The organism is Polynucleobacter aenigmaticus (genome assembly GCF_002206635.1).
Lineage (GTDB): Bacteria > Pseudomonadota > Gammaproteobacteria > Burkholderiales > Burkholderiaceae > Polynucleobacter > Polynucleobacter aenigmaticus.
The window spans coordinates 98,045-123,973 of sequence record NZ_NGUO01000008.1 but is presented as its reverse complement, the minus strand read 5'-3'; the positions used below and the strand labels follow the sequence as shown (position 1 = coordinate 123,973).

Annotated in this window: 29 protein-coding genes; 6 read left to right on the top strand and 23 right to left on the bottom strand. The window is 43.9% G+C overall.

Going from position 1 to position 25,929, the window contains the following annotated elements:
• Positions 1-6: 6 nt before the first annotated feature.
• The 19 genes from CBI30_RS05345 to flgB all read right to left on the bottom strand — a co-directional run bounded on the left by CBI30_RS05345 (position 7) and on the right by flgB (position 18,673).
• Complete coding sequence (locus CBI30_RS05345; RefSeq protein WP_088527279.1) at positions 7-789, bottom strand: hypothetical protein; 783 nt, start codon at positions 787-789, stop codon at positions 7-9.
• 4 nt (positions 790-793) lie between these two features.
• A complete protein-coding gene (locus CBI30_RS05340; protein WP_088527278.1) occupies positions 794-1,171 on the bottom strand; it encodes a response regulator in 378 nt (125 codons plus the stop codon).
• 12 nt (positions 1,172-1,183) lie between these two features.
• Positions 1,184-1,423 (bottom strand): hypothetical protein, encoded by a 240-nt coding sequence (locus CBI30_RS05335; protein WP_088527277.1) that lies wholly within the window; start codon positions 1,421-1,423, stop codon positions 1,184-1,186.
• A complete protein-coding gene (locus CBI30_RS05330) occupies positions 1,423-4,167 on the bottom strand; it encodes a chemotaxis protein CheA (RefSeq protein ID WP_088527276.1) in 2,745 nt (914 codons plus the stop codon). Before CBI30_RS05330 ends, CBI30_RS05335 begins: the two co-directional genes overlap by 1 nt.
• Positions 4,167-4,535 carry a response regulator gene (locus CBI30_RS05325; protein WP_088527275.1) on the bottom strand — a complete coding sequence of 123 codons (369 nt, stop codon included), beginning with the start codon at positions 4,533-4,535 and terminating at the stop codon, positions 4,167-4,169. The genes CBI30_RS05330 and CBI30_RS05325 overlap by 1 nt, the downstream gene beginning before the upstream one ends.
• Positions 4,532-5,404, bottom strand: coding sequence for a CheR family methyltransferase (locus CBI30_RS05320; protein ID WP_088527316.1), 873 nt, complete (start codon positions 5,402-5,404; stop codon positions 4,532-4,534). Before CBI30_RS05320 ends, CBI30_RS05325 begins: the two co-directional genes overlap by 4 nt.
• An 8-nt stretch (positions 5,405-5,412) precedes the next feature.
• Complete coding sequence (locus CBI30_RS05315; RefSeq protein ID WP_088527274.1) at positions 5,413-6,036, bottom strand: HEAT repeat domain-containing protein; 624 nt, start codon at positions 6,034-6,036, stop codon at positions 5,413-5,415.
• Between the two features lie 12 nt (positions 6,037-6,048).
• Positions 6,049-7,119: a chemotaxis-specific protein-glutamate methyltransferase CheB gene (cheB, locus tag CBI30_RS05310; protein WP_088527273.1), complete on the bottom strand. Its 1,071-nt coding sequence runs from the start codon at positions 7,117-7,119 to the stop codon at positions 6,049-6,051.
• 5 nt (positions 7,120-7,124) lie between these two features.
• A complete protein-coding gene (locus CBI30_RS05305; RefSeq protein WP_088527272.1) occupies positions 7,125-8,708 on the bottom strand; it encodes a chemotaxis protein CheW in 1,584 nt (527 codons plus the stop codon).
• 21 nt (positions 8,709-8,729) lie between these two features.
• Entirely contained in the window at positions 8,730-10,646 is a 1,917-nt protein-coding gene (locus tag CBI30_RS05300; RefSeq protein ID WP_088527271.1) for a methyl-accepting chemotaxis protein, read from the bottom strand.
• Between the two features lie 501 nt (positions 10,647-11,147).
• Positions 11,148-12,215: a flagellar assembly peptidoglycan hydrolase FlgJ gene (gene flgJ / locus CBI30_RS05295; RefSeq protein ID WP_088527270.1), complete on the bottom strand. Its 1,068-nt coding sequence runs from the start codon at positions 12,213-12,215 to the stop codon at positions 11,148-11,150.
• 14 nt (positions 12,216-12,229) lie between these two features.
• Complete coding sequence (locus CBI30_RS05290) at positions 12,230-13,354, bottom strand: flagellar basal body P-ring protein FlgI (RefSeq protein WP_088527269.1); 1,125 nt, start codon at positions 13,352-13,354, stop codon at positions 12,230-12,232.
• Between the two features lie 12 nt (positions 13,355-13,366).
• Positions 13,367-14,002 (bottom strand): flagellar basal body L-ring protein FlgH, encoded by a 636-nt coding sequence (locus tag CBI30_RS05285; RefSeq protein ID WP_240553505.1) that lies wholly within the window; start codon positions 14,000-14,002, stop codon positions 13,367-13,369.
• Between the two features lie 80 nt (positions 14,003-14,082).
• Positions 14,083-14,871 (bottom strand): flagellar basal-body rod protein FlgG, encoded by a 789-nt coding sequence (gene flgG, locus CBI30_RS05280; RefSeq protein ID WP_088527267.1) that lies wholly within the window; start codon positions 14,869-14,871, stop codon positions 14,083-14,085.
• Positions 14,872-14,935: 64 nt separating this feature from the next.
• A complete protein-coding gene (gene flgF, locus CBI30_RS05275) occupies positions 14,936-15,676 on the bottom strand; it encodes a flagellar basal-body rod protein FlgF (protein WP_088527266.1) in 741 nt (246 codons plus the stop codon).
• 54 nt (positions 15,677-15,730) lie between these two features.
• Positions 15,731-17,074: a flagellar hook protein FlgE gene (locus CBI30_RS05270; protein ID WP_088527265.1), complete on the bottom strand. Its 1,344-nt coding sequence runs from the start codon at positions 17,072-17,074 to the stop codon at positions 15,731-15,733.
• Positions 17,075-17,091: 17 nt separating this feature from the next.
• Positions 17,092-17,805: a flagellar hook assembly protein FlgD gene (locus tag CBI30_RS05265; RefSeq protein WP_088527264.1), complete on the bottom strand. Its 714-nt coding sequence runs from the start codon at positions 17,803-17,805 to the stop codon at positions 17,092-17,094.
• 14 nt (positions 17,806-17,819) lie between these two features.
• Positions 17,820-18,230, bottom strand: coding sequence for a flagellar basal body rod protein FlgC (gene flgC, locus CBI30_RS05260; protein ID WP_088527263.1), 411 nt, complete (start codon positions 18,228-18,230; stop codon positions 17,820-17,822).
• Between the two features lie 17 nt (positions 18,231-18,247).
• A complete protein-coding gene (gene flgB, locus CBI30_RS05255; RefSeq protein ID WP_088527262.1) occupies positions 18,248-18,673 on the bottom strand; it encodes a flagellar basal body rod protein FlgB in 426 nt (141 codons plus the stop codon).
• Between the two features lie 180 nt (positions 18,674-18,853).
• Here flgB and flgA point away from each other — a divergent pair, with 180 nt between their 5' ends.
• From flgA to CBI30_RS05225, 6 genes are all read left to right on the top strand, one after another.
• The gene (gene flgA, locus CBI30_RS05250) at positions 18,854-19,615 is read left to right on the top strand and encodes a flagellar basal body P-ring formation chaperone FlgA (protein WP_088527261.1); all 762 of its coding nucleotides are present in this window, start codon (positions 18,854-18,856) and stop codon (positions 19,613-19,615) included.
• 112 nt (positions 19,616-19,727) lie between these two features.
• The gene (flgM, locus tag CBI30_RS05245) at positions 19,728-20,036 is read left to right on the top strand and encodes a flagellar biosynthesis anti-sigma factor FlgM (RefSeq protein ID WP_088527260.1); all 309 of its coding nucleotides are present in this window, start codon (positions 19,728-19,730) and stop codon (positions 20,034-20,036) included.
• 30 nt (positions 20,037-20,066) lie between these two features.
• On the top strand, positions 20,067-20,840 hold the full coding sequence (locus CBI30_RS05240; RefSeq protein ID WP_088527259.1) for a flagellin: 774 nt from the start codon (positions 20,067-20,069) through the stop codon (positions 20,838-20,840).
• A gap of 311 nt (positions 20,841-21,151) precedes the next feature.
• Positions 21,152-21,931, top strand: coding sequence for a flagellin (locus CBI30_RS05235; RefSeq protein ID WP_088527258.1), 780 nt, complete (start codon positions 21,152-21,154; stop codon positions 21,929-21,931).
• Between the two features lie 142 nt (positions 21,932-22,073).
• Positions 22,074-22,847: a flagellin gene (locus tag CBI30_RS05230; protein ID WP_088527257.1), complete on the top strand. Its 774-nt coding sequence runs from the start codon at positions 22,074-22,076 to the stop codon at positions 22,845-22,847.
• A 135-nt stretch (positions 22,848-22,982) separates the two neighbouring features.
• A complete protein-coding gene (locus tag CBI30_RS05225; protein WP_088527256.1) occupies positions 22,983-23,354 on the top strand; it encodes a hypothetical protein in 372 nt (123 codons plus the stop codon).
• Between the two features lie 171 nt (positions 23,355-23,525).
• Here CBI30_RS05225 and fliR read toward each other — a convergent pair whose 3' ends face one another.
• The 4 genes from fliR to fliO are packed head-to-tail and all read right to left on the bottom strand — an operon-like array spanning position 23,526 to position 25,921.
• Positions 23,526-24,302, bottom strand: a complete 777-nt coding sequence (gene fliR / locus CBI30_RS05220; RefSeq protein ID WP_088527255.1) for a flagellar biosynthetic protein FliR — start codon at positions 24,300-24,302, stop codon at positions 23,526-23,528.
• Between the two features lie 24 nt (positions 24,303-24,326).
• The gene (gene fliQ / locus CBI30_RS05215; protein WP_088527254.1) at positions 24,327-24,596 is read right to left on the bottom strand and encodes a flagellar biosynthesis protein FliQ; all 270 of its coding nucleotides are present in this window, start codon (positions 24,594-24,596) and stop codon (positions 24,327-24,329) included.
• Between the two features lie 12 nt (positions 24,597-24,608).
• Positions 24,609-25,373 (bottom strand): flagellar type III secretion system pore protein FliP, encoded by a 765-nt coding sequence (fliP, locus tag CBI30_RS05210; RefSeq protein ID WP_088527253.1) that lies wholly within the window; start codon positions 25,371-25,373, stop codon positions 24,609-24,611.
• Between the two features lie 29 nt (positions 25,374-25,402).
• Positions 25,403-25,921 carry a flagellar biosynthetic protein FliO gene (gene fliO, locus CBI30_RS05205; RefSeq protein ID WP_206075570.1) on the bottom strand — a complete coding sequence of 173 codons (519 nt, stop codon included), beginning with the start codon at positions 25,919-25,921 and terminating at the stop codon, positions 25,403-25,405.
• Between the last annotated feature and the right edge of the window lie 8 nt (positions 25,922-25,929).

Here is a 25,929-nt window from a genome sequence, read left to right as displayed (position 1 = left end):
CCACTCTTAAAATAATTCGATCGCCGGGCGTCCTGCCACATCTAATGCAGAGTCATCACCCGTAGCATTAAAGTGCACAATACGCTGCGCTTCCATGGTGTAGCTCTCACGTAAGGCCTTCATCGACTCACTCTGTAAATTCGGAGTAGTCAAAGGTTCAGGATTATTTGAGTCCAGAATATGAGCCACCTCATCAGAGTACTGCGCGCATAGAGCGAGACCCTTTGTCACTACTTCAATTTGCTGTCTACTAATATCCTGAAATTGGGTATGTGAAAGAATATCAATAATGGCATGTCGCATTTCAATAAAAGATTCATGTGACAGGATCGCCGATGGGATCTGCAATTTCTGGCCATCTAACTCCTTCAAAATTTGCGCAACCCGCTCCTCCATCAAGAAAAGTTTAGAAATAATGGCTAAAGAAGCTTTTTCAGTGGATTCATTAATAAATGCCAAGTGAGCCTCTAACAACTTATTTAACTCAGGAATAGAGCCTAAAAAAACTTGTAAGCGTCTGTAGTTCTCATCGTTTAACTGACGACTTTTATCCCATATCTGCTGAGTCTTAATAGCCTCTTCGATATGCCGATTAATTGAGCGGGTAAATAGGATGTGATAAACAGCCAAACCAACCAAGACAATCGCTCCAGTTGCATAGGGCAAAATCGAATTCTCAGGCAAGTTTTGCGCCAACTTAAAAGCAAGTACAGACAAAACAATCCCTACACCGAGGGAAATGGTGTAGCTGGGAAGTGCGCCGAAATGGAGTTTTTTTTGAATTTCCATAAAATTAAGCCCCAGGAAGCACTTCCTTAATAATTCCCACGAGAGTTGGAGCGGAAGTTGGCTTCACCAACCAGCCAGTGGCACCTAATTTTTTACCCTCTTCACGTTTAGCAGATTGACTCTCTGTAGTAAAAATGAGTATTGGCATAAAACGAAAGGCTGGTAAAGACCGTAGGTTTTTAATTAGTTCTAAGCCATCCATATTGGGCATATTGACATCCGTAATGATCAAGTCTGGTTTGAATGCGCCTGCCTTTAGTTTGCTCAAGGCATCAACACCATCGCAGGCAGTATCAACTTCAAACCCATTCATCATGAGGGATGTTTTAAGAGTGCTCAGCATAGTCGCTGAGTCATCTACTAGGAATATTTTTTTTGACATGGAAATCAGTCCTTACTTATTAATTAAAGAGTTTTCTAGCCACACACGTAGAGATGCATCCTGTGGCCAGGCAGAAATAAAGGGTTTACAAGCAACGAGCACTTGTAGATTTGCTGAATGCAGATGGGTACAGGAATTCAAATCAATCTTGCCGCTAGGGTTATCTGAAATCCACTGCAATAGACTCTCGGCCTCCTCAACCCCAACCACTTCCTTAAAGAAGGCCTTTTTTTTCTTGAATTCAATTGACATTACACAATCTCCTTCACATTCAACACCATCAAAACGGATCCATTGCCCATCAAGGCGGAACCAGAGTAAGCCGATAAGCCACCCAACACACCATCCAGCGGCTTTTGAATCACGTCTATCGTTTCATTAAAGTTATCCACCACAAGACCTACTGACTCAGACCCTATTCGAACAACCAGTACCGCCAACTCATCATGTTCATTAGATAATTGATTGGCGGGAATATCTAAAAGTGCATTAAGATTTTTCAAGGGAATGAGTCGCCCCCTTAATAGAGTTGTCAGATTATTTTTAATGGCGCGAATGGCATGACGTGGTACGCGCACAGTTTCCACCACATGATCCATTGGTACACCAAATATCTGTTGGTCAGACTCCACAATCATCACCTTGGTAACGGCCATAGAGAGGGGTAATGAGATGCGGATACGAGTACCCTTACCCACTTCACTGTCCAAAACAATAGTGCCATTCACTCCTTCTACAGCAGATCTCACTACATCCATCCCAACGCCACGACCAGAAAGATCTGAAATGGTTTCAGCAGTTGAAAAGCCTGCTGTGAATACTAAGTTGACGGCTTGAGCATCGGTAATGCGTTCGAAAGTTGCCTCGTCAATGATCCCCTTTTCATAAGCCTTGCGCTTAATTGCAACCGGGTCAATTCCTTTGCCATCATCCTGGATCTCAATAATGACTTGATCGGCCTCTTGTGCAGCGCGGATAGTTAAGGTGCCCGTAGTGGGTTTTTTGGCAGCCTTACGAATATCAGGTGTCTCTAGGCCATGGTCCAAACTATTGCGAAGAATATGAATTAATGGGTCTGCTAAAGATTCGATAATATTTTTATCTGCCTCGGTATCTTCACCCTCTAAAACCAGGTTAACCTCTTTTCCTAGCTTGCGCGATATATCACGTACTAGCCGCGGGAATCTCTGAAATACAAACGATACGGGCATCATACGAACCTGCATGATGGCATCTTGCATCTCTTCAGCAATACGGTTGATTACCGCATATTGTGTTTTGATTTCACGCGATAACTCACGAACACCAAATTGATCTTCAGCACGTTGCGCTAAATATGGCAATGCATTCTTAGAGACAACCATCTCGCCAATGAGATTCATCAAACGATCAATCTTGACTTGATCAACCTTAAGACTCTTCGGAGCAGCTATAGTTTCATCTGTACGCTTACCAAATTTCTGCGTATCCTGACTCTTTGTGGCCACAGGAATAGTGCCTTCTATAGCAGTACCGGAGTCCTCCATCATTGCCGCATACAAAGCATCATCCTCCGTGGATAACGCTGAGTCCGGGGTTTGCCCAGAGCTCTCTTTGCCAATGAGACCTAGGCGGGAGTCGAGCCAATACAATAAAGGGGTCGGATTCATTGTGGCGATAGATTGCGCTAGTGCATCCTCAATCTCCCCTTTTGCATCTGCGTTTCCACTAGCCACAAAACAATTAACTAAGGTGCCGGCAACAGATGTCCATCGCCCAGCAACCCAATTTGGGCGATCTTCTAAGAGTAAAATTTGCCGTTGATCAACCAGGATGTCCTCTAAGGCCTCAACTTCTTCCTCTGAAAGGTCATCAAAAATAATGTTGGCTGGTGTTGGGTTGGTCACCAATTCAATCACATTGGACGCTGATGAAGCATCATTATTTATTGCAAGATCGGTAGACTCCATCTTTATATCGCACCAATTTGGCGTATCCAAAGTGCGTAAAGAGAAAATCAATGCGCAAATGGCAGAACAATTCTTTGGTTCAGATTGAAGTAGAACAATTAACCAACGTAAAGCAGAAGAAAACCATAAATCTGGGCTACTGAGCTCAATCATAGTTTGAGCAGCTTGGTTTAAACCCTCAAAATCATCTGCGTCTAAGAGCTGCAATGCCTCGATTACGAAGTCCTCGTATACTGGACCGCCGTTTGGGTCCCCCTGGGGGATAACCAAAAAGAGTGGGTCGATTGCGCAGATCTGAATTTGATCAGGGACATAGCGATAATGGGCTAGCAATTCTTCTTTTGATGCATTGCTAAGTACATAAAAATCAAGCGCGCATTCATAGGCATTGAAATCTGCCATCGCAGGCCAATCCGCACGTGAACTACCTCTTCCCCACAATAATCCCGGCACTCTTCTAGAGGTGTAAAAAGGATCTTCACCCTGGAAGAAGCATTCAGAAATCGGAGTGTAGCGAATCCAATAAAGCGATCCTCCATCTACGTAGGCTGACATACGTGCAGATTCCGGAATACTGCTCAACAATTGTGCGGATGGTAGTTCCACTACTTCTGAAGCGCCTATTGCAGCATCTTTTGGGGCGGAATCATGATCTGATGGGTGAAATGTAATCAAGGCGCGCAAAGATTCCACCAACTTGACAGAATCCGTCGCTCTTGATGGTGCGATTACGCCGCCACTCTCAATCTCGTCACACAGCAAACCGACAAAATCCATTGCATCTAGCAATCGATCCGCTAGCTCTTGTGAATACAGGGTCTTACCATTTCGCACAACATCCATTAAATCTTCACCGGCATGTAATACGCGAATCATTTCCGGAAAATCAAATAAACCGCTATTTCCCTTCAGTGTGTGCACCAGTCGGAATAATTCATTTACTAAATCAGCATCATCTGGAGTGCGCTCCAACTCTATGAGCTTCTCTCCAATTCCCTGGAGAAATTCACGTGCCTCAGCTAGAAATTGCTCTAGAAGCGGATTCATTAGCGTGACTCCCCTAATAATAAGTGGGCATGCGTTAGGAGTTGCACCGGCTTCACTGGCTTCACTAAATACACATTAGCACCAGCTTTATAAGCATTTAACCGATCATTCGCCTCAGATTCAGTTGAAACCATAATCGCCGGGGCTTGAGGAATTGCTTCACTACGCAGCTCGCGCAAGAAACCAAATCCATCCAATTTCGGCATATTAATATCTACCAAGTACAAATCAAATGGTGTTTGTAATGCTTTTTCGAGTGCCTCTAATCCATTCACCGCTTCTTCAACTACAAAGCCGGCGGATTCGAGAATATTTCGGTGGTACATACGTACAGTGGCAGCATCGTCCACAATTAGGATGCGCTTCATCTTGCCTCCAGGGGTCTTTGGTAAATGACGGCTTCAGGGAATTTACGCGGTTTAAATAGCGGGGAGATGCGACTCATGGATTCAGAATGTCCTAAACATATAAAGCCGCCAGGTGTTAGCGCATCATAGAAACATTCAGCCGCTGTTTTGCGTGAAACGTCATCAAAGTAAATAAGTAAATTACGACAGAAAATAACATCGAAGTTCCGGTAAGGACGTGTATCGGCAGGTTCAGTAAGGTTTACACGGGTGAACTCAACCGCCTCCCTCAAGTCATCATTAATCTGATACCCCTCACCAACGCGGCGGAAGTATTTATTGAGCCATGCCTTGGGTAATTTTTGAATTGAGCGCTCGGAATAGCGCCCAATCTTCGCCTTATGCAAAATACCCGTATCAATATCTGAGGAGATGATTTCAATATCCCACTCGTGAATATCAGCCCATCGCTCTAGTAGACACATTGCAATTGAATATGGCTCCTCTCCGGAGGATGAAGGAATACTCCAAATTCGAATGAGCCTGTTTCTAGTGGCAGCTTTACGCTTCATAATTTCCGGCAAGATAGAATCAACTAAGCACTTAAATTGATCTTCCTCACGCATGAAATAGGTTTCATTCACAGTCATTGCATTGGTTAAAAATTGCAGCTCTTCGCCAGAGGCTTGAAAGCGCAGCATAATGAAATAACTACGGAAATTTTCACTACCAGTAGCATTGACACGGTCAATCAAGCGTTTATCAACAAAATAACGTTTGCTTGACTCAAAACTAATTCCTGTTTTGCGATAGAAGAATTCCCGAAACTTATTAAAGTCCTCTTCGCTAATAGTAATTTCGCCCGTCTTACGTAAGGCGGTCCTAGACATCGTATTTTTTAGCATTCTGTTATGCGTTTGAAAGCCAAATCGGCAGCAAATTGGATATAAGGTTCATCAGCAAAACGAGCCTTTATTTTTGGAATTGCTACCATCGCAGCCTCAGTACCCACTTCACTGAGTAAATCCAAAGCTGTAGCGCAGACATTGACATGGGGATCCTCTTCAACTACGCCGATTAACCACGATTCAACATCGGAATGACGTAAGGACTCCAAAATATTGACTGAGAAAATTCTGACATCAGGATCCTCATCATTGAGAAGATCGACCATAATTGGGGCAACCAAGTCAGGAAGCTGCTTCATCGCTTCCAGAGCTTCGTTCCTCAAGGATGGGTCCTCGCTGCGTAAACATTCAACCAGTCCAGCAATCGAGTTGGGGCTCTTTAAGTGAATTAAGGCTGTCAAAATGACTTCTCGGACAGAAAGTTCAGACTCTATTTTTAGGCGCGATACCAATGCTTCGCTGGCATCTTCGCAATGCAACATATCGCGTGCTGCCCAGCGACGTGTTTCCGGATTTTCATCTGACAGTTGTGCAAGCAAACTTTCACAGCTAGGTTTTTCTTCAGCAGTTAACTCAACAGCTTGGGGCAAGGCTTTACTTTTAATTAATGCCACAATAATTTCCTTTTAAAACCCAGCCCAACGATTGAGCTGCGATGCTACTTTGTCCGATGTACAAATGACGCTCGCGCCTTTGCGTTCGATTAATTCGGCTGGCATACCAAATACCACTGCCGACTCTTCTGATTCAGCAATCGTCTTGCCACCTCGACTCTTAATTTCAGAAAATGCATCCGCTCCGTCATAGCCCATACCCGTCAACATCACTCCAATGATGGCCTCAGGATTAACGTGCTCAAGTGCTGAACGCCCCAATAACTCAACCGAAGGGTGCCACAAGAAATCCGTATTTTCTGGCTTAGGTATTGCCATCAATCGACCAACCCTATTGGCTACCAGCATGTCCGCACCGCCCTTACCGATATAAATATGGCCAGGCTCAATGACAGTGGGCTGCGATAACTCTGATACCCTCAATGGGCAAACGTTATTTAAGCGATCTGCAAAAGACTTAGTAAATGCAGCTGGCATATGTTGTGCTACTAAAATGGGCCACGGAAAATCCGCTGGTAACTGCGGCAAAATTTCTTCTAAGGTTCGTGGTCCGCCTGTCGATACGCCAATTAATACCAAGCCATCACCATGCTGACTTTTAGGTCGCATCTTCTTGGCATTGCTAATAGTTCTAGCCCGATCATCGCGCATGCGCTCAGATAAAGTCTTTACAGAAGTCTTACCCTTGAGGCGAGCACGCGAAGCGGCCCGAATTTTCGAGATCAGATCGTCTTTAATGACATCAATCGACAATGAAATCGTACCGCCAGGTTTAGCGACATAATCAATCGCACCTAAATGTAAGGCTTCAAAAGTAGCTAATGCGCCCTTTTCAGTAAGGGATGACACCATCACCACCCCAACAGGACGTTGGGCCATAATCAGGGATAAGGCCGTTAAGCCATCCATATCGGGCATATTTATATCTAAACTGATCACGTGAGGCTCAAACTCGCGATTGAGTTCGACAGCCTCACGCCCATTTCTGGCATGGCGGATATCAAAATCCCCTTCAGCCTCAAATAAGGTTGTTAATTGACGGCGCATCAGCGCCGAATCATCAACGATCAATAATCGAATCACCTTTATTACTCCACACTCGCTTGAGTCTTGGTCACCGCTGCCAACTTCAGTAAATCATCACCGGCAATCAAATGCTCAGTGTCAATTAACTGAATCATGCGTTTTTGCTTCTCAAGATTAGCCATACGAGACAAGAGCTTGCCATGTTCTACTGACAATTTTGGAGACTGCTCAATCGCTGCTTTAGGTATTCTAAGAACTTCTGCGACATGATCAACAATGAACCCTGTACGCATTCCGTTAATTAAGAACACCATAATGCGCTGACCATCAGAACGCTCCACTACTTCCAAACCTAAACGAGTTCTTAAATCAATCACGGGCAATACACTACCGCGCAAATTAATAACGCCCTCAACAAAGTCTGCTGCATGTGGCACACGAACTAAATCCTCTGGAACGCGAACGATTTCTTGCACGCTAGTGATAGCTGCGCCAAACTCTTCTTTATCGAGTAAGAAAATGACTACTTGTTCGTCATCGTCAATGCCCTCTTCGTGCGTAAGGACTTCTTGAGTATTATCTTGATCCATATTATTCACGGCATTCAATGCCTCTTTAATTGCAGAGTGGTCGAAAAGATTGCGCGCAGTAATAATGGATACCAAACGCTTACCGTCATCCAATCGGCAGATTTCTGAAATATCTGAGAGATTGCCTTCGCGCGCTAACATGGCAGGCATCGCATCTACGTGAGCCTTGGCCACACGCAAGACTTCACTAACGCCATCAACTGCAATACCAACAGAAACACCGCCTAAGGTCAAAATGACAATACGGCTAGTTTCATCAAGCTGCTTATCAGGCAATGCAAACATTTTGCGCAAAGAGACTAGTGGCAAAAGACGATTACGTAAAGTCATTACACCAATTACATGGGCTTGTGAACGTGGCACATGAATAATATTGTCAGGAACCTGAACGATTTCCTGCACATCATTAATGTCAATTGCATACTCTTGATCAGCCACATCAAAGCTGACTAATTGCAATTCATCATTAGACTCTGCAATCTCAGCTTCAGCATTCATCCCGCTTGCATGCGCATCGCCTAGATTAGCTGTTTTAGCAATCAAGGCAATTTGGGAAAATTCATGCTCGATCAATTTCTCAAAGTTGAGAATCATAATCATGGCATGACCGCCTACGTCTTTGATCATGCCGGAAAGCAATTCGGTATTAATCGCACTGCTAATACCACCAACGCCCTCGATCTTGCTCACGTCCACTCCAACCACGCTAGCCACGCGATCCACCACGAAACCCAGTGGCTGGCCTAAATCAACCACAACAGCACGGGTAGAGTCATCATGCGCTAAATCTTCAAAACCAAACATCCGGCGCAAAGAAATGATTGGGAGTACCTTGCCACGTAAGTTGGCAAGCCCGTTTAAAGTGCTAGGCGCCAATGGCACGCGTACAACATCCGGTACACGAATAATTTCTTGCACAGGCGCCATATCTACTGCAAATACTTCATTACCAGCTATGAAAGTAACAAATTGACGGGTATCGGTGCGGCTAACTTCAGCCGCCCCCTCCAGCACCATCGACTCATCAATCCCATTCATTTGGGTATCGTTTGTCATGTTATGGATTTCCTTAAGCTATTAAGCGCTTTGTAATTCATCAGCCAAAGAAGCAATTTCCTCGATCGCGGAGGCTAATTCTTCGGCACCATCAGATTGTTGCTTAGCAGCGCTCGCTGCTTGAGCAGCTGCTGTAGAGGCTTCAGTAGCCGCATTCGCAATTTGCTCAATACCTTTTTTGACCTGGCCAATAGTAGTGGCTATTTCATTAGAGGCAGCTAAGATTTCCTGAGTACCTTTATCTACAATACCCATGTCAGATTCAATAATGACTAAGTTGGTAGTGCTTGCTTTTGCTCTTTCAATCTCAGTATTTGCAGTTACTGCAATCTCCTCTAAATCACGTCCCACGACTGTAATTTGATCCTGAACTGCCTTAACCAAATCTTTAATGCGATCAGCATTTTCAGAGGAATCATGTGCCAGATTACGAATGTCAGTGGCAACTACTACAAAACCCTTACCGAACTCACCGGCACGAGCCGCTTCAATAGCACCGTTAACAGCTAACATATTGGTTTGAATGGATACAGTTGAAATTGCTTCAACGATCTTATCAATACGACGGGATACCAGCTCTAAATCTTTGACCTTCTTAACACTTTCAATAGTTGCCTCTACAGAGGTAGTAATTCCAACGATCAAAGCATCAACACTTGTCTTATTAACTCCCAAGAGAGATTGAATGGTTGTAATTTTTGAGCCAATGTCTGTTGCACGAGCCTGTGAAACCTCTAAACCAGTTTCAATTTGGGTAATGGCAGCGGCAGATTGATCAGCGGCTGCAGACTGTGTTCCAGCAGCTCTACTAATTTGCTCTATGGCAGTCATTACTTGCGCAGCAGCACGATTAATTTCTTGTACTGCAGAAGATAATTGTTCGGCAGAAGAAGCTACCTCTTCAGCGCTCTTAGCCACATCGGTAGAGTTTTTAAGATCTTCACTCAATTCAGCTAAAGACTGAGCTGCTTGTTCTGCTTGGGCTAATGCTGAGCCTTGCTCATCAACGGTTTTAGCACCCTCTTCGGCAGCAGCAGATTGCTCTTCTGCAGCAGCAGCTATATCCTGTGAGCCCTTCAATGCCTGTTCAGCGGCAGCGTTAGATTGGGTTGCGCCCGTTGCAATTTCCTGAATACCGACAACGCAAGCGATTGTATCTAAACGAATTTGTTCATTCTGAACTGTGATTACTTGAGCTTTAACTGCCTCAGATTCCATAGTTTCTGCAGAAGTATTAATACCCGTTGCAATATTCTTCACATCATCTTGAATTTGACCGACTAACTCTTGAATCTGTTTGGCGCTCTTTTCTGAAGTTTCTGCCAAAGTTCTGACTTCATCAGCAACAACAGCAAATCCCTTGCCATGCTGCCCAGCCCGAGCTGCTTCGATTGCAGCGTTCAATGCCAATAGATTAGTTTGATCAGCAATACGGGCAACAGCTTTAACGATATCTCCGATGTTAGCCGCTTGCTTTTCCAGCTCGATAACCATTGTTACTGAAGCTGCTTGACGTTGAGCGGCAATACCTACATTAGTAATAAGCTCAGCAATATCATTGCTAGTTGAAACGATCAAACCTTGAGTTGCCTCTAATTTAGACTGGCTAATGTCAGCATTTTGTAGCTGGCGATCAATAGCGCCCGCTACCTGCGTAAACCCAGCTAATGATTCCTGGGCCGCGCCAGACGCTTCTTCTGCGACCGTGGCAATTTGATCTGATATACGCTTTAACTCTTCGGTTGCAGCGGCAGCTTCAGCAATACCCGAAGCCAATTCGGCAGTTGCAGCGGCAATACGCTCAGCAGCCTGTTGTTGCTTGCCCAGGGTTCTTGCTTTTTTACGCGCGGCATCAGCCTCGCGATTGGAAGCTGCATTACCCTTAATATCTGCGCCTAAACTTGCAGTTGATGCGGTTGGTTTTTTAACTAGTGCCATGTATTTCTCCTAAAGAGGTTTATTCGTTAAATAAGTTTAAAAATAATGCTGTGTTTATGACTTCTTAATATAAAAATTGAAATGATTAAGCTTCCGTATTTTTCCTCACCACCAAATCCCCTTTGCCTCCAGATTTCATACGCCTTCACCGAGATTTAGGGATGACTTTACTATTTGAATGACAAATTGAATTAGCGAATAAGAGCGAGGAAACCCAGCTATCTCATAGGTTTACGTTGAAATGTTTTAATAAATGTGAATGAAGGTCAGCTACTGAACAAAGCGTAAGACAAGGCCCTACATGATCAAGAGCCAGCTCCGTCACATAGCTCAATTAAGACAACATGGTCTGCTCTAGTAAGGTCGCTTACTTGGGATGTTCGTATTGATGTGGGTTACAAAGGAGTGATCTGCTCTGAAGATCATTTGCAGCACTTTAAATTTGGATTTACTATTTTGTATAGGACTGGCTAAGATAGTCTACTAAGTCTAAACAGTTTTTTAAGGCCGAATTTGCTTAATTGTACCGGCCAACTTTAGAGCATATTGGGGATCTGTAGCGTAACCTGCACTCTGGAGCGCCTGAGCATAGTCAGTAGCGCTATGTAAATTATTCATGACCTGTTGATAGCGCGGGCTATTTTTAATCATATTGGCAAAATCCTTAAAAGAGTCTGCATAAGAGTCGTAGGCGCGGAATCTTTCAATGCGCTGCTGTTTTACTCCATGAATATACTCACTAGTGATGGTCGAAACAACCTTCCCCGTCCAATTGGCCGAGGCCTTAATAGCAAATAGGTTATTACTTACTGCGCCATCAAGGCCTTTGATTTCTTTTTTACCCCAACCAGTCTCTAGGGCCGCTTGACCCATCATAAAATTCATGGGCAATCCTGTAGCTAAGCTAGCGATCTTTGCATAAGAAGCCATTTTGCTAGTGAACTCATCGCTAATGCTGCGTAAAGAGACTTGATCTTTAGCAACAGCTTTACTAACTACTTTTTTAAGCTCATCAACAAGACCATTTTCTACTGGACCAGTATTTTCAATCACTCCAGCAACACCGTTGGCCCTATTCAGCCCTGTCTTATCCATGCCGACTAACTGATGCACTGTTGAATAGCCATCATGTTGCAAGGAAGGCACTGGTGTCGGCAATGCTCCACCCCCTACAATCGGGCTATGATGATTAAAGTGATTATTTAATTGCTTAGTTAAATCAGTGCCGAGTGCCTTTTCAGGTGAAATGTCAGACTTAGTCAATTGACGAACCAATACATTGGCCAAACCAATCCCCTTGGATGCCAATTTCTGACTTAACTGCTGATCTAGCATCGAGGTAAATGTTTTACTCTGCTCACTATCAAATAAGCCATCTTGCGGTGATGCATCACGCATGCTTTTGAGCATCATATTCATAAATATCGCTTCAAACTGCTTTGCCACTTCCTTAATTGCTTGCGGAGAGTTTTCTTTTGCCGACCGCTTTAAAGCGCCTAATCCATTAGCATCCATTGCCAATTGACCGCTCAAATCGGCAAGTCCAGAAGTATTCAGTATTGAGCTCATCAAATTAAATGGGATTAAATAATTTCAAGATCAGCTCGTAAGGATCCAGCTGCTTTAATTGCTTGCAAGATTGCCAATAAATCTTGTGGTGTTGCTCCAATAGCATTGAGACCCCTAACCACATCAGATAAGGAAGTGCCGGCACCCAATTGAATTACGTTGCCTGGATCTTGATTGATAGAAATTTGAGAGACCTTGGACTCTACAGTTCTACCAGAAGCAAATGCATTAGGCTGACTAACCACTGGTGCGGTACCAATGACTACACTTAAGTTCCCGTGTGCTACTGCACAGTTTTCGAGTGTAACTGTTTGATTTAAGACGATAGATCCGGTGCGTGCATTAAGTATTACCTTTGCGGCCCCCTTACCTGGGTTCACATTAATCGACTCAAGCGCCGCTAAAAAAGCTACACGATTACCATCAGCGTTATTCGGACGAACATGAATCACGCGGCCATCTTGAGCAAATGCAATATCCTGCCCAAAGGATCGATTAATTTCTTTAGCTACCAAACTGGCAGTTGAAAAATCGGAATCCTTTAGCTCCAGGCTAATGGTCGAAAGCTGTGTCAAATTATTGGGAATCACTCTCTCAACGGTAGCGCCCGCTGAAATTCGGCCCACACTTAATTGATTAATCGTTGTTGAACTGCCATTAGCCGAAGCTCCAGCACCCGCCACCACTAAATTACCCTGCGCAATAGCGTAATTTTGACCATCTGCACCCTTCAAGGGCGTCATCAATAGAGTGCCGCCTTTAATACTTTTAGCATTAGCCATCGATGAGACCGTGACATCAAGCGTTTGTCCTATCTGCGCAAATGGCGGTAATGTAGTAGTTACCATCACAGCAGCAATATTCTTTAATTGCATCATCATATTGGTGCCTGGCGGTAATGTAATCCCCATTGACTGCAACATACTGATAGTTGTCTGCAGTGTAAATGGTGTTTGCGTAGTTTGGTCGCCTGTACCCTCTAAACCCACTACCAAACCATAGCCAATTAATTGGTTACTTCGAACACCCTGTATGGTTGCCAAATCCTTTAAACGCTCAGCATATACGGGCCCCACAACGATCATGGCGGTCAAGATTATTAACCCGAAATGAGAAACCAATTTGAACAAACGATTCATGCGCACATCAATTTAAAAAGGGACTATGCTTAAGAAAAAGCGATTGAGCATGCTGCCGATATTGGCCAGATCTAAAGTGGTATTGGTGCGATATTCAAAACGGGCGTCAGCAATCGTATTGGATGACACCGAATTACCAGTAGTGATCATGTCCGGATTTACCACTCCGGAGAATCGGACGAACTCAATCCCCTGGTCAAATGCAACCTGTTTCTCACCCGTAACCACTAAATGGCCATTAGGTCTGACATCGATGACGGTAGCTGTAATGTACCCATTAAAGGTATTGCTAGTATTGTTAGCGGCTTTTGCCTCGTATCCACTGTCATTACTAGTTTTAAATGTAGGCTCTATAGTTGTACCAAACATATTGCTAAAGGCACTATTAGCTGCGCCTTTTTTACTTGCCGAGCCGCCACCATCTTTGCTTGCCGCTGTATTTTCATTGATGGTAATCGTCAAAACATCACCGACCATTCGTGCACGCCTACCCTCAAACATCGGTCGATAGGAGGCAGAGCTATAAATGGAGCCAGGGTTTGGTGGTGGTAATTCGTAATTGGTTACCTTCGAGGTACCTGGATTCTGTGTAATCGTGCTTGGCGTAATGGAGCACGCACTTAACCCGCATATTAAATATGCTGACAATGCAAAGAATCCACATCTTGATACCGTGTAATTTTTTAGAAGCGTCATTTTCAACTGAGAATTTAAATATTCTTTAAAAATTAACCGCCAAGTTGCGATAGTTTTTGGAGCATTTGATCAGACGCTGTTACCGCTTTACTATTGATCTCATAGGCACGCTGCGTTTGAATCATGTTGACCATTTCCTCAACAACGTTCACATTGGATGTTTCAACGTAACCTTGCTGTAAGACACCAGATCCATTTAATCCTGGTGTTGTCGTATTCGGATTACCGGAGGCAGATGTTTCTACGTACAGGTTTTCACCTTTGGCACTCAAACCAGCGGGATTCATAAACGTGGATAACTGAATAGTGCCTACCTGGGTAATTGCCGTAGAGTTTGGTAAGGTGACTGAAACCACACCATCACGACCTACAGTAACACTTTGTGTATTGGCGGGAATGGTAATAGCTGGTTGCACGGTATAGCCACTAGCAGTAACCAACTGCCCAGTGGAGTTCACTTGAAAACTGCCATCACGTGTATAGGCAGCACTACCATCTGGCATGAGCACTTGAAAGAATCCGCCACCATTAATCGCAATATCCGTGTTATTACTTGTTTGCTGCAAATTACCTTGTGAAAAAATACGCTCTGTAGCCACTGGCCTTACACCCGTACCCAATTGCATACCTGATGGTAATTGGGTTTGCTGTGATGATTGGGCTCCCGCTTGACGCATATTTTGATAGAGCAAATCCTCAAAAACAGCACGTGAACGCTTAAAACCATTAGTGCTGACGTTTGCCAAGTTGTTGGTAATCACATCCATTTGCGTTTGTTGCGCATCTAAACCTGTTTTTGAAATCCACAAGGACCTAATCATTTTGTTTCCTTTTATTTAAGCTAACGACTTCTCAGCAATTATTCTTATCTTGTCACACGTGCACTCAAGCCAAACTATAGAACTGAGCTGCTTTGCTATCATTATTCTCAGCGTTTTGCAAAAGCTTCATTTGAATATCAAATTGACGTGCCAGTGAAATCATATTGACCATGCCTTGCACTACATTGACGTTCGAACTTTCCAAGGCCCCGTGTACGACTTTGACAGTAGCATCCGCTTGCGCTGGGCCACCACTTCGGACATTAAATAAACCGTCATCACCACGCACTAAATTCTTTTCGTTTGGGTTGACGAGCTTTAATCTATCCATGGGTGTGGATGGCCCAGGAAGGACGCCATCATTCACACTAGATATAGAGCCATCACCAGCTACCGTAATTAATGCATTTGGTGGAATACTGATTGGGCCACCATCGCCCAGTACACTCAATCCGGTAGCAGTTTGCAGCACACCGTTTGCGTTTACCTTAAATGATCCATTGCGTGTATAGCCCTCAGTACCATTGGCACGCTGTACACAAAACCAGCCCTTGCCCTCCACCGCAACATCTAAACTACGACCAGTCTGCTGAATTGCCCCGGGAGTAAAGTCGGCGCCAGATGTTGTGCTGACAGCAAAGGTGCGGGTATCTAAGTCCCCTCCAACTACAGGAACCGCCCGGAAAGAATCAATCTGCGCCTTAAATCCTGTAGATGTAGCATTTGCTAAATTATGAGAATTAGTCGCCTGCTGATCTAGGATGTGCTGAGCGCCCGTCATAGCCGTGTAAATCATGCGATCCATATCAGTTCCTTTTCGTGCTTTTAGCTATTTATCATTAACCAAGTAAATTAGGCTTTAAGCCATATTGACTAAGGTTTGTGCGATTTGATCCTCTGCCTTAATGGTCTGTGCATTTGCTTGAAAAGCCCGCTGCGCCGCAAGTAATGCAACCATATCAGCCGTTTGATCAACGTTGGACATCTCTAAGGCGGATGATTGCAGTGCACCCAGGCCACCAGCACCAGGCGCACCTGTAGTTGCTATACCTGAATAAGAAGTTTGCAGCCAAGAATTGTTGCCCAGCGCTTGCAAACCAGCAGTACTCGCAAAAGTTGCTAGTGCTACCTGACCAAGCGTTTGGCTTTCTCCATTGGTATAGGTTCCAATAATTTGACCATCATTACCAATGTGAAATTTACTCATAATCCCAGCTGGATATCCATTTTGGGTCATGTTATTGGTATAGGACTGTGCACCCTGTTGCGTAAGTGCGGATAGATCAATAGTGGCGAGATCGCCACTACCATCAATAGGCACGCCTGTAAAAGTATTTATGCCAAAAGCCACACCTGCACTCGAAGCTATACCCTTTGCAGAATCAACCCCAATAGTATTGGCAGAAGTAACTACACCATCAGCATCAAAATTGACCTGTCCCAAGGTACTAAAATCACTTCCAGAGGTGGTTGTTGCAGGAGTGCTATAGACGTTCCAAGTGCTATCTGCGCCAGTATTTGTAGTTGAATTTTTTGTGAAATAGAGTTGCAGATTATGACTTACACCCAATGAATCATAGACGGTTGTTGGAGCAGAAAAATTGTACTTAGTAGAGTCAGTAGGATCAAATGTACTTGCAAAACTTGTAACGCCACTAACTGTTGTACTAGTGGTTGCGTCAATACCAGTGGTTCCTGCGTGTAAATTCAAATCCGCCCTTACTTCCGAAGTAATACTTTGCGCCATCGTCTGAAACTCAGAGAGATTTAATGGCGTTAATGCACCAGTATTAATAACGCCATTAGTGGCCATATAGCCCGATAATTTCTGCCCGATGGCATTGACAATTCCACCAGTAGCATCTAGTTGAAATTGGCCTGCACGTGTATATGAAATATCGCTAGTAGTCCCGTCAACCATGCGAAAAAAGCCGTTGCCATTAATCGCCACATCCAGCGGATTGGTGGATGCACTAATGGTACCTTGTGAGAATGACTGCTGAATATGGGAGTTTGTAGGGCCAGCTCCAGTTTGAAGGCTTAGGCCAGAACTATTCGCACCTAATGAGTTTGACATCACATCGCTAAAGTTAATGCTCGCCGATTTATATCCAACCGTATTTGCATTAGCAATATTCTTGCCAACCACGCTCAGACTTTGTGCTGCCGCATTTAATCCGCTTAATCCTTGTTCAAAAAACATAGTGATCTCCTAATGATTTACAGAATTTGTATCACATTGGCAGCGCCAACAGATGTGTTGTTATTGAGGTTGAGCATGACACTGCCACCAGCGTTTGAAACGCTGTTAACCGTTGCATAAGTTGCAGCACTTGCACTAATAGACTTACCACCAGACGAGGCCATGACTTGCAAGGTGTATGCGCCATCGGGTAAGACGTTGCCACCAGCATCTTTACCATTCCAAGCTACCGGAATTGTGCCGCTAGAATTAGAGCCCAGGTTGATGGTTTTCACAGTCTGTCCAGATGCATTGAGCACATTTACACTCACCTTATCGGCAGATGATGGCAGTTGCACGCTAAATGAACCCTGCCCTTTTGTAAGCTGTAAAGATGAACCAGACACCATCACGGTATGACCTATCATGGTCGATGCTTGATAAGCTTGGCTCGATTGCAAGCTTGCAACCATAGATGCCATTGAGTCATTCAATTTATTGATGCCATCAACGCTAGATAGCTGCGCCAACTGACTGGTCATCTGCGCACTATCCACCGGCTGAGTGGGATCTTGGTATTGCATCTGCGCAACCAACATCTTCATAAAATTATCTTTAATTCCCTGAGTGGAATTGGCTGATGCTGCAGCTGCAGCGGCGCTAGTTGCACTAGCCGATCCTGCCGGAACCTTGGTTCCATTCATGGAGCTCATCAAACTGCTAGGCATGGATTGATTTTGAATTGTCGTCATTTACACTCTCCTTGTTAAGGCTGGCCGATGGCCAATGTTTTTTGCAGCATGGTTTTTGCAGCATTCATGGTTTCTACGTTGTTTTGGTAGGCACGCGATGTCGAAATCATGTTGACCATTTCTTGCGTGACGTTGACGTTTGGCATCGAGACAAAACCGTCTGCATTGGCCATAGGATGATGGGGATCATGAACTAGCTTTGCCGGAGAGCTATCTTCAATAATTTTTTCCACCTTCACACCATGCGATTGGCCAGGCCCAGTTGGCGTAGAACTAAAAACGACCTGCTTTGCCTTATATGGCTGGCCATTTGCACTGGTAGCGCTATCCACGTTGGCCAAATTACTAGCCACAGTATTAAGTCGCTGTGATTGCGCACTCATTGCCGAACCGGAAATATTAAATACATTAAATAGGGATGACATATTGATCTCCTTTTAAATTACTGATTCTGAATGGCCGCCAACATATCTCGGATCTCTAACTTGAGCATTGTTAAGCTAGCCTCGTAACGGATTGCGTTGTCAGTAAAGGCGTTGCGCTCCACATCACCGTCTACGGTGTTTCCGTCTACGCTGCCTTGTATCGATGATCGATATAAAACCTCTCCAAAATCACCGACCGCCCCCGCTTTTGAACTATCTGGGGTTAAATGCAAAGGGGAACTTGTAGCAATCGCACCTTTAGTACCAGCAGCCTGACCATTGCTGGCTAGGGCAACCTGCAATGCCTTAGCAAAGTCAATGTCACGCGCTTTATAATTGGGTGTGTCAGAATTGGCAATGTTGGCAGCCAATAATTCTTGACGCTGCTCCCTTACCTTTAGGGCAGTTTGATGAAAACCAAAAAGTGTATCTAAATTATTCATACATTTTTTTCCTTTAGATCTAAAGAAAACCTATTTACTACCGATAAAGAGTTCATGAGCGCGCTTACTTCTATGTGAAGTAATGTATAAGGTATGCGCTTATGGCAATCTGAGGATTAAAGAGGGAATTGCTGGGCTAATTTGCCTATTGATCCCATAGGGCGTTCGTAAAATCTTCATATGAACCGCCACCTGAAGTCCACCCCGCTCCATTTGCTAACCGTGTATTTGCTAGCCGGCATGACTACTCTTCTTTCTAATGCCCAGGCACAATCCAAAGTAGAAGCATCCGCTGGGCAGGCTACTCAGGAGGTCCAACAAGACTTAGGGGCTCTCAATCAAAAAGTAAAAGAATTCTTAATGACTCAGAGTGCGGGATCTCCGGGTAAGGTCGAGGTGAGCACAACCCCCATTGACCCCAACCTCAGACTCAACTTTTGCCCTGCCCCAGAGGCCTTTTTTCCGGTTGGTAGTCGTGCCTGGGGGAAAACCTCGGTAGGAATTCGTTGTAGCGCCCCTAGCGCCTGGACCATTTACATTCAAGCCAATGTCAGTATTTACGCAGAATATAGTGTTGCTGCAGCACCACTTGCTCAGGGCCAAGTATTAAAAAACAATGACTTGCAGATGCAAAAAGGTGATTTAACTATTCTGCCCGCCGGCATCTTTACCAACCCGGCTCAAGTCATTGGTAAAAGCGTCAAGATGTCTCTTGCTGCTGGGTCGGTCATTAGGCAAGATATGATTAAATTACAGTCTGTAGTCCAGCAAAATCAGACCGTGAGAGTTCTGAGCATTGGCCAGGGCTTTAGTATTAGCACTGAAGGTCAAGCTTTAAGCTCAGCCACAGAGGACCAAGCAGTCCAAGTCAGAATGGTAAGCGGACAAGTCATTACCGGCACGGCCAATGCTAGCGGGCAAGTGATTGTCAATTCAAAATAGATTTATACATTGAAAACAGGGACTTAGAGCGTAGATACGAATTAGCCATTAAAGAATTCCATATCCATACCGTTAAAGGATAGGTAATCGACCATCACGCAAAGCGAACCTTATGAATATCAATAACTCCCTAAAAAGTATTATGAATGCTGGCATCGATAAAACTGATGCAGTAACGAATAACGCAAATTCAGCCCCTACTACTAAAGCTGATACAAAAAATTCTGCTGTCAGCCAGACTGCCATAAGCAAATCGGACTCATTAAAAGCCCTGGAATCCGCTATTGCAGCTAGCCCAGCATTTGATGCTACAAAAGTTGATTCAATCAAGATGGCGATTCAAGACGGCAGCTTTACTGTCGATACAGCCAAAGTTGCAGATGGCCTGATTGCAAATGCAGTTGGCTTACTTAAGCCCTAAATAGGTCATCAATAGAAAAGGATAGGATGAATGCGCACTTTCAATAACTTCTCTTTTTCTATCTATTCAAGCTATTTGACAGATACTCAGTCGAAAATCAACCTCGTTCAAACACAATTAAATACCGGCAAAAAGATTATTAGCCCAAGCGATCAAAGCACAATTACTCGCCTATCTAATAACGCCACTACTCAAACGGCAACACTTCAAAGCATTACAAACGCCCAAGGCGTTATTAAAAGTGCTCAAAAGGGCTTAACCTCAATTGAGAGTTTACTCAGGCAAATGCAGATGTTAGCCAATCAAGCTACCAATCCAAGCCTTTCAAATTTAGATGCGATTTATTTAAATAATCGCTTCCAAAAGCTAGTGACTGAGATAGGAAAAATAGCTACATCGGCTGGCGTCAATGGCTCAAACCTGTTGAGCGGAACTGCTGGCGTCAATGTCAAAACGGGTTCTGATAATACCCCCAGCTCTCGCACCCATATACAGCCAGTAAATATTTATGGAATGATCACTATGGGCGCTTTGGGGGGAATTAGACTCGAATCTGTTTCTGATGCGAATATGGCGGTAGCATCTATTTCTAGCGCCATTGCTACCGTTAGCAATGGCCAGATGATGCTTAGATCGAGCGTCAATAAGTTGAACGCTAAGGCAGATAGCATTAATAACATGGCCACTAGCTCACAAAAGCAACTTACCATATTGCAAAATCTAGATAAGCCTGCACTGCAATCACAACTGCAGATGCTAAACAATAAGCTAGAGGTCTACACCCTACTTAGCAAGCTGGGGTAAGTGGACAATCATTCGAAATCTTTCTCCTTAAATCTTAAAAAAGAAAAAAGTTGTGAAAGATCTAATAAATATTCAAATGAACCCTAAAGTTCTTAAGAGCACCGCCGATAAAGAGTATATAGAACTTAACTTCACTAGAAGTTAGAAACAAGTTAGTCGTAAGACTGGCAAATGGCACTGTTGATGTGGTCTACGTATCACGCACTGATGTCCTTGTAGTAGGTTGGTATGTTTATACATTGGGTATGACCATGCTTTATTTTTATTGCAGACCAATAGTGGTTTGCTTTACTTAAACTTAAGGAACTATCATGAGCGCAATTACAGCATTAGCATCAACACTTTCAAGCGGCATCAATGACGTCCAGTCAAAAATTGCTGATGTACAAAACCAATTGGCTACCGGCAAAAAGAATTTGAACTCAGCTGAAAGTGGTCAAGTAACACGTTTGTCAACCCAAGTAACAGGTTACGCGCAGGCTGGCCAAAATATTGGTCAAGCTTCAAATACTTTAGATGTTGCCAACACAGCACTGAACTCAATGGCTAACCTCTTGCAACAAATGAGTCAAATTGCTACTCAAGCAAGCAATGCTGGTTTGCAAGCTTCAGATAAAACTGCATTGCAAGCGACTTTTAGCTCATTAGCGACGCAAGTGGAGAGCCTTTCCACTGCAACCGAGCTAAATGGCGCCGATGTATTTGCCGCTATGACAGTACAAACAGGTCCTGTATCCACAAATACAACTACGATTGCTGCCACAGATGTAACAGCTCTTGATGCAACCGCACAGACCGTAGCCACTACTGCGGGCGCTACTGCTGCCATCGCCTTCGTTAAGCTTGCTCTTGACGCCATTTCCACAGGTCAATCTGGTGTTAACGCTTCACTTGCAACATTGAACGCTCAGGGTACAAATGCAGCTGCATTGGGTAGTAACTTGCAAAAAACGATTGACTCTATTCAAGATATTGATCAAACAGCAATGCAAGCCGAGTTACAACAATTGAATAATCAACAGTCTATTGACTACTACTTGATTAGCCAGATGAATACGGCTGCAGCTGCAGTTTTGACGATTTTCCGTTAATCCCTAAACAGTTAAGTAATGTAGGCTAAAAAAGCCGGGTATATCCCGGCTTTTTTTATGGATTGAAATAGAGTTTCTAACATCAAAATAGGTTTCGCAGTCTGAAATTGACTGCTTAATATTTACCTATAGAGGAACTATCATGAGCGCAATTACAGCATTAGCATCAACACTTTCAAGCAGCATCAATGACGTCCAGTCAAAAATTGCTGATGTACAAAACCAATTAGCTACCGGCAAAAAGAATTTGAACTCAGCTGAAAGTGGCCAAGTAACCCGTTTGACAACCCAAGTAACAGGTTACACGCAGGCTGGCCAAAACATTGGTCAAGCTTCGAATACTTTAGATGTTGCCAACACAGCACTGAACTCAATGGCTAACCTCTTGCAACAAATGAGTCAAATTGCTACTCAAGCAAGCAATGCTGGTTTGCAAGCTTCAGATAAAACTGCATTGCAAGCGACTTTTAGCTCTCTGGCTAGCCAAGTGAATGCAATATCCATAAATACCATGTTAAATAATATTGATGTATTTGCCGCTATGACAGTACAAACAGGTCCTGTATCCTCAAATACAACTACGATTGCTGCCACAGTTGTAACAGCTCTTGATGTAACCGGAGAGGACGTATCCACAGGCGCTACTGCTGCCATCGCCGCCGTTAAACTTGCTCTTGACGCTATTTCCACAGGTCAATCTGGTGTTAACGCTTCACTTGCAACATTGAACGCTCAAGGTACAAATGCAGCTGCATTGGGTACTAACCTGCAAAACACCATTGATTCTATTCAAAACGTAGATCAAACAGCAATGCAAGCTGAATTACAACAATTGAATAACCAACAGTCCATTGACTACTACTTGGTTAGCCAGATGAATACAGCTGCTGCTGCCGTGCAAACTATCTTCCGCTGATTGTCGGTTAATTTTTCCGTCTTAGAGAAAAGCTGGGTATATCCCGGCTTTTTTTATGGATTGAAAATTGTGACCTAGGAATAGCATAGATCTATACAAGTTTTTTTTCATTCCCTCGATACCTAAGGAAGCACTATGTTTGGAACTCAAAACGCTCTCAAATCCTACGTTAGCATTGACGATAACCTGTCTGGAGCTAGCTTTGAGCAACGCTGGTTTGAATCGGTTGTGATCATTCTAAAGCGAATTCAAGGTGGTGAATTTGATGCAGTTGTGACGCATAAAAAATTACTTGAGGTTTGCGAGGGTTTGCAATGGGTTCAAGAGAACCTCAATGAGAAATTAAACTCTCAACATCGCACTATGCTAAAAAATATCTACAGCACCAATATTCAGATTCTCAATGGGGCCATTCAGACTAAAAATATGGATTTCTTAACCATTGTGATTGCCTCGATTGAAACCATCACTCAGCCCTACTATAAGAAGGCCGAAGCAGTCGCTTAATACCAAAAAGATGTCGCTACACAAGCGGCCTTAATTCTGTTCCGATACTTTCAGGTAGTAATGGGTGTGTAGAAAAAGCTGAGCATAAACCAACTTTTTTTGATGTAGTGATTGCTTAATCGGCTTGACCTTTTGCCTTGATCTTGCTTTTCGGGATCGCAAATTAATAAATTACCTTAACTTCAGTACTGACTTGCTGGCCGTAATACCCTTTTCAATAAAGTAGCTGTAAGGCAAGGCCATAGAGGGAAGCATCAAGGCAATCACGATAAATCCCACGCAGAGCGTCAGCGGAAAACCAATGCCAAAGATATTGAGCTGGGGTGCCGAGCGAGTTAACACTCCTAGCGCCATATTAGTGATTAACAGCGTGGCAACTACAGGCAGCGCTAACTGCAAGCCAATGCTAAAAATATTTTCACCCCATAAGGCAATGCGCATGCCATCAATACTGCCCGGAATATCGGAGACCGGGAAAGAATAAAAGCTCTCTAACAAGGCTGAAATCATCATGAGGTGACCATCCATACTCAGAAATACCAGCATCGCCAATACATTAAGAAACTGGCTAATGACGGCAGTACTGCCCTGTGACTGATGATCAAAAAAGGTGGCAAATCCAAACCCCATAGTCAATCCACTAATTTGACCAGCCATCTCTATAGCGGTAAAAATGATCTGCACCATCAACCCCATTGCCAACCCTATAATCATTTGTTGGGTAATGGTGAGAACGCCTTGCAGTGAAAGCAAGTCGACAGTTGGCATACCTGGAATCGCGGGAGCAATTGCAACAGCCAACATAAACCCCATAGCCACCTTCATGGGCAAAGAAATAGATTTATTCCCAAAGAATGGCGCAATACTAATAAATGCCAATATTCTGGTTAATGGAATTAATAAACCCGTAACCCATGCTTGGAGTAAATCGGTATTGATATCAATCATGAGTAATGATCTAGCTTGTCCGCCCTATCCCATCAATACAGAAAAATTGCTCAGCATCTGGCGCATGTAATCTACTAAGACAGAGAGCATCCAGGGACCGGCCAATAATAAGGTGAGCATGATTCCCAAGAGCTTAGGGATAAACGACAAAGTAGCTTCGTTAATTTGGGTGGCCGCCTGAAAAATACTGATCACCAATCCCACTACTAATGCAACAAGCAACAGAGGTCCTGCCACCATCAAGGTAGTTTCCATGGCAGAACGGCCGATATTCATAACGGATTCCGGACTCATGCTCTACTGAACCTAAGCAAAGCTCGAGGCTAATGAGCCAAGCAATAGCTGCCAGCCATCAACCAATACAAAGAGCATTAATTTAAATGGCAGGGAAACAATCGAGGGCGACACCATCATCATGCCCATTGCCATCAAGACGCTCGCAACAACCATATCCACAATTAAAAATGGGATGAAGATGCTAAATCCAATCTGAAAGGCAGTTTTCAGCTCACTGGTCATGAAACTTGGGACCAAAACAGCCATAGGCACATCCTCCGGCTTGTCTAGCTTAGTGCTATTGCCCGACATGTTGACAAACAAAGCGAGGTCAGCTTCTCGGGTTTGCTTGAGCATGAATTCCTTCAAAGGTACAGCCCCTTTTTCAAGCGCTTGCTGCATTGTGATTTTGTTTTCACTTAAGGGCTGATAAGCGTCTGCATAAATACGGTCAAATACAGGTCCCATCACAAAAAAAGTGAGGAATAAGGCTAGCCCTAAGAGCACCTGATTCGGAGGTGAGGACTGTGCCCCAATGGCCTGACGTAATAGAGATAGCACAATGATGATTCGAGTAAAGCTGGTCATCATCAACAAAACGGCTGGTAAAAATGAGAGTGAAGTCAGCAGGATTAATGTCTGCAAACTCAAACTGTAGTTTTGACCGCCGCCGGCAGTCGCCTTACTAGAAATGAAGCTTAAAGCAGCACTATCCGCAGCAATAGCAGGAAAAGCGAGTAATGCTAGTGCAGCTGTTATACCCAATACAGTCCAATTGCTATTTTTTAGCTGCATTTATTTCCCCTAAAAGCCAAAGTCTTCATTCAATTTCTCAATTTTTTTTTAATATTTTTTTTAAGCAATGAGGTGAGCGCTGGGTTTGCTAGCGCACTAGACTCATCTCCCTCTTTATATTCATATTGGCTTAAGTTTTTCTTGAAGTCGGTAGAGTCATCTGCTTGCGATTGACGCCCTCCTTCCAATTCTGGAAAACGACTTGGAATATCCAAATTCGCTATACCGTTGACACGTCCAGACGCTACGCCAAGCACAATCCAGCGCCCGGCTATCTCAACAACCACAACACGCTCACGAGAACCCACACTTACCCCACCAACAATTCGGGCAACCGATTGGCCGCCTAACTTGGTATGGCCCATCTTTTTCATTACCCAAGCTAACGCAGCAATCGTGGCAAGTACCACCAGTAAACCAAACAGCACCTTAAGGGGGCTGCCATCACTCACAGGAACTTTAGTGGCTTGAGCAAACGACGCGCCTGGCACCATCGCGATAGAGGCCAATAAAAAGCTCGTACCCCTATTTATAGAAAAATAGCTCATTTGATTGA

What these genes read in the sequence shown, in the direction of transcription:
- CBI30_RS05345 (WP_088527279.1), bottom strand. Translation starts at nt 789, where the DNA reads ATGGAAATTCAAAAAAAACTCCATTTCGGCGCACTTCCCAGCTACACC.
- CBI30_RS05340 (WP_088527278.1), bottom strand. Translation starts at nt 1,171, where the DNA reads ATGTCAAAAAAAATATTCCTAGTAGATGACTCAGCGACTATGCTGAGC.
- CBI30_RS05335 (WP_088527277.1), bottom strand. Translation starts at nt 1,423, where the DNA reads ATGTCAATTGAATTCAAGAAAAAAAAGGCCTTCTTTAAGGAAGTGGTT.
- CBI30_RS05330 (WP_088527276.1), bottom strand. Translation starts at nt 4,167, where the DNA reads ATGAATCCGCTTCTAGAGCAATTTCTAGCTGAGGCACGTGAATTTCTC.
- CBI30_RS05325 (WP_088527275.1), bottom strand. Translation starts at nt 4,535, where the DNA reads ATGAAGCGCATCCTAATTGTGGACGATGCTGCCACTGTACGTATGTAC.
- CBI30_RS05320 (WP_088527316.1), bottom strand. Translation starts at nt 5,404, where the DNA reads ATGTCTAGGACCGCCTTACGTAAGACGGGCGAAATTACTATTAGCGAA.
- CBI30_RS05305 (WP_088527272.1), bottom strand. Translation starts at nt 8,708, where the DNA reads ATGACAAACGATACCCAAATGAATGGGATTGATGAGTCGATGGTGCTG.
- CBI30_RS05300 (WP_088527271.1), bottom strand. Translation starts at nt 10,646, where the DNA reads ATGGCACTAGTTAAAAAACCAACCGCATCAACTGCAAGTTTAGGCGCA.
- flgJ (WP_088527270.1), bottom strand. Translation starts at nt 12,215, where the DNA reads ATGAGCTCAATACTGAATACTTCTGGACTTGCCGATTTGAGCGGTCAA.
- CBI30_RS05290 (WP_088527269.1), bottom strand. Translation starts at nt 13,354, where the DNA reads ATGAATCGTTTGTTCAAATTGGTTTCTCATTTCGGGTTAATAATCTTG.
- flgG (WP_088527267.1), bottom strand. Translation starts at nt 14,871, where the DNA reads ATGATTAGGTCCTTGTGGATTTCAAAAACAGGTTTAGATGCGCAACAA.
- flgF (WP_088527266.1), bottom strand. Translation starts at nt 15,676, where the DNA reads ATGGATCGCATGATTTACACGGCTATGACGGGCGCTCAGCACATCCTA.
- CBI30_RS05270 (WP_088527265.1), bottom strand. Translation starts at nt 17,074, where the DNA reads ATGTTTTTTGAACAAGGATTAAGCGGATTAAATGCGGCAGCACAAAGT.
- CBI30_RS05265 (WP_088527264.1), bottom strand. Translation starts at nt 17,805, where the DNA reads ATGACGACAATTCAAAATCAATCCATGCCTAGCAGTTTGATGAGCTCC.
- flgC (WP_088527263.1), bottom strand. Translation starts at nt 18,230, where the DNA reads ATGTCATCCCTATTTAATGTATTTAATATTTCCGGTTCGGCAATGAGT.
- flgB (WP_088527262.1), bottom strand. Translation starts at nt 18,673, where the DNA reads ATGAATAATTTAGATACACTTTTTGGTTTTCATCAAACTGCCCTAAAG.
- flgA (WP_088527261.1), top strand. Translation starts at nt 18,854, where the DNA reads ATGAACCGCCACCTGAAGTCCACCCCGCTCCATTTGCTAACCGTGTAT.
- flgM (WP_088527260.1), top strand. Translation starts at nt 19,728, where the DNA reads ATGAATATCAATAACTCCCTAAAAAGTATTATGAATGCTGGCATCGAT.
- CBI30_RS05240 (WP_088527259.1), top strand. Translation starts at nt 20,067, where the DNA reads ATGCGCACTTTCAATAACTTCTCTTTTTCTATCTATTCAAGCTATTTG.
- CBI30_RS05235 (WP_088527258.1), top strand. Translation starts at nt 21,152, where the DNA reads ATGAGCGCAATTACAGCATTAGCATCAACACTTTCAAGCGGCATCAAT.
- CBI30_RS05230 (WP_088527257.1), top strand. Translation starts at nt 22,074, where the DNA reads ATGAGCGCAATTACAGCATTAGCATCAACACTTTCAAGCAGCATCAAT.
- CBI30_RS05225 (WP_088527256.1), top strand. Translation starts at nt 22,983, where the DNA reads ATGTTTGGAACTCAAAACGCTCTCAAATCCTACGTTAGCATTGACGAT.
- fliR (WP_088527255.1), bottom strand. Translation starts at nt 24,302, where the DNA reads ATGATTGATATCAATACCGATTTACTCCAAGCATGGGTTACGGGTTTA.
- fliQ (WP_088527254.1), bottom strand. Translation starts at nt 24,596, where the DNA reads ATGAGTCCGGAATCCGTTATGAATATCGGCCGTTCTGCCATGGAAACT.
- fliP (WP_088527253.1), bottom strand. Translation starts at nt 25,373, where the DNA reads ATGCAGCTAAAAAATAGCAATTGGACTGTATTGGGTATAACAGCTGCA.
- fliO (WP_206075570.1), bottom strand. Translation starts at nt 25,921, where the DNA reads ATGAGCTATTTTTCTATAAATAGGGGTACGAGCTTTTTATTGGCCTCT.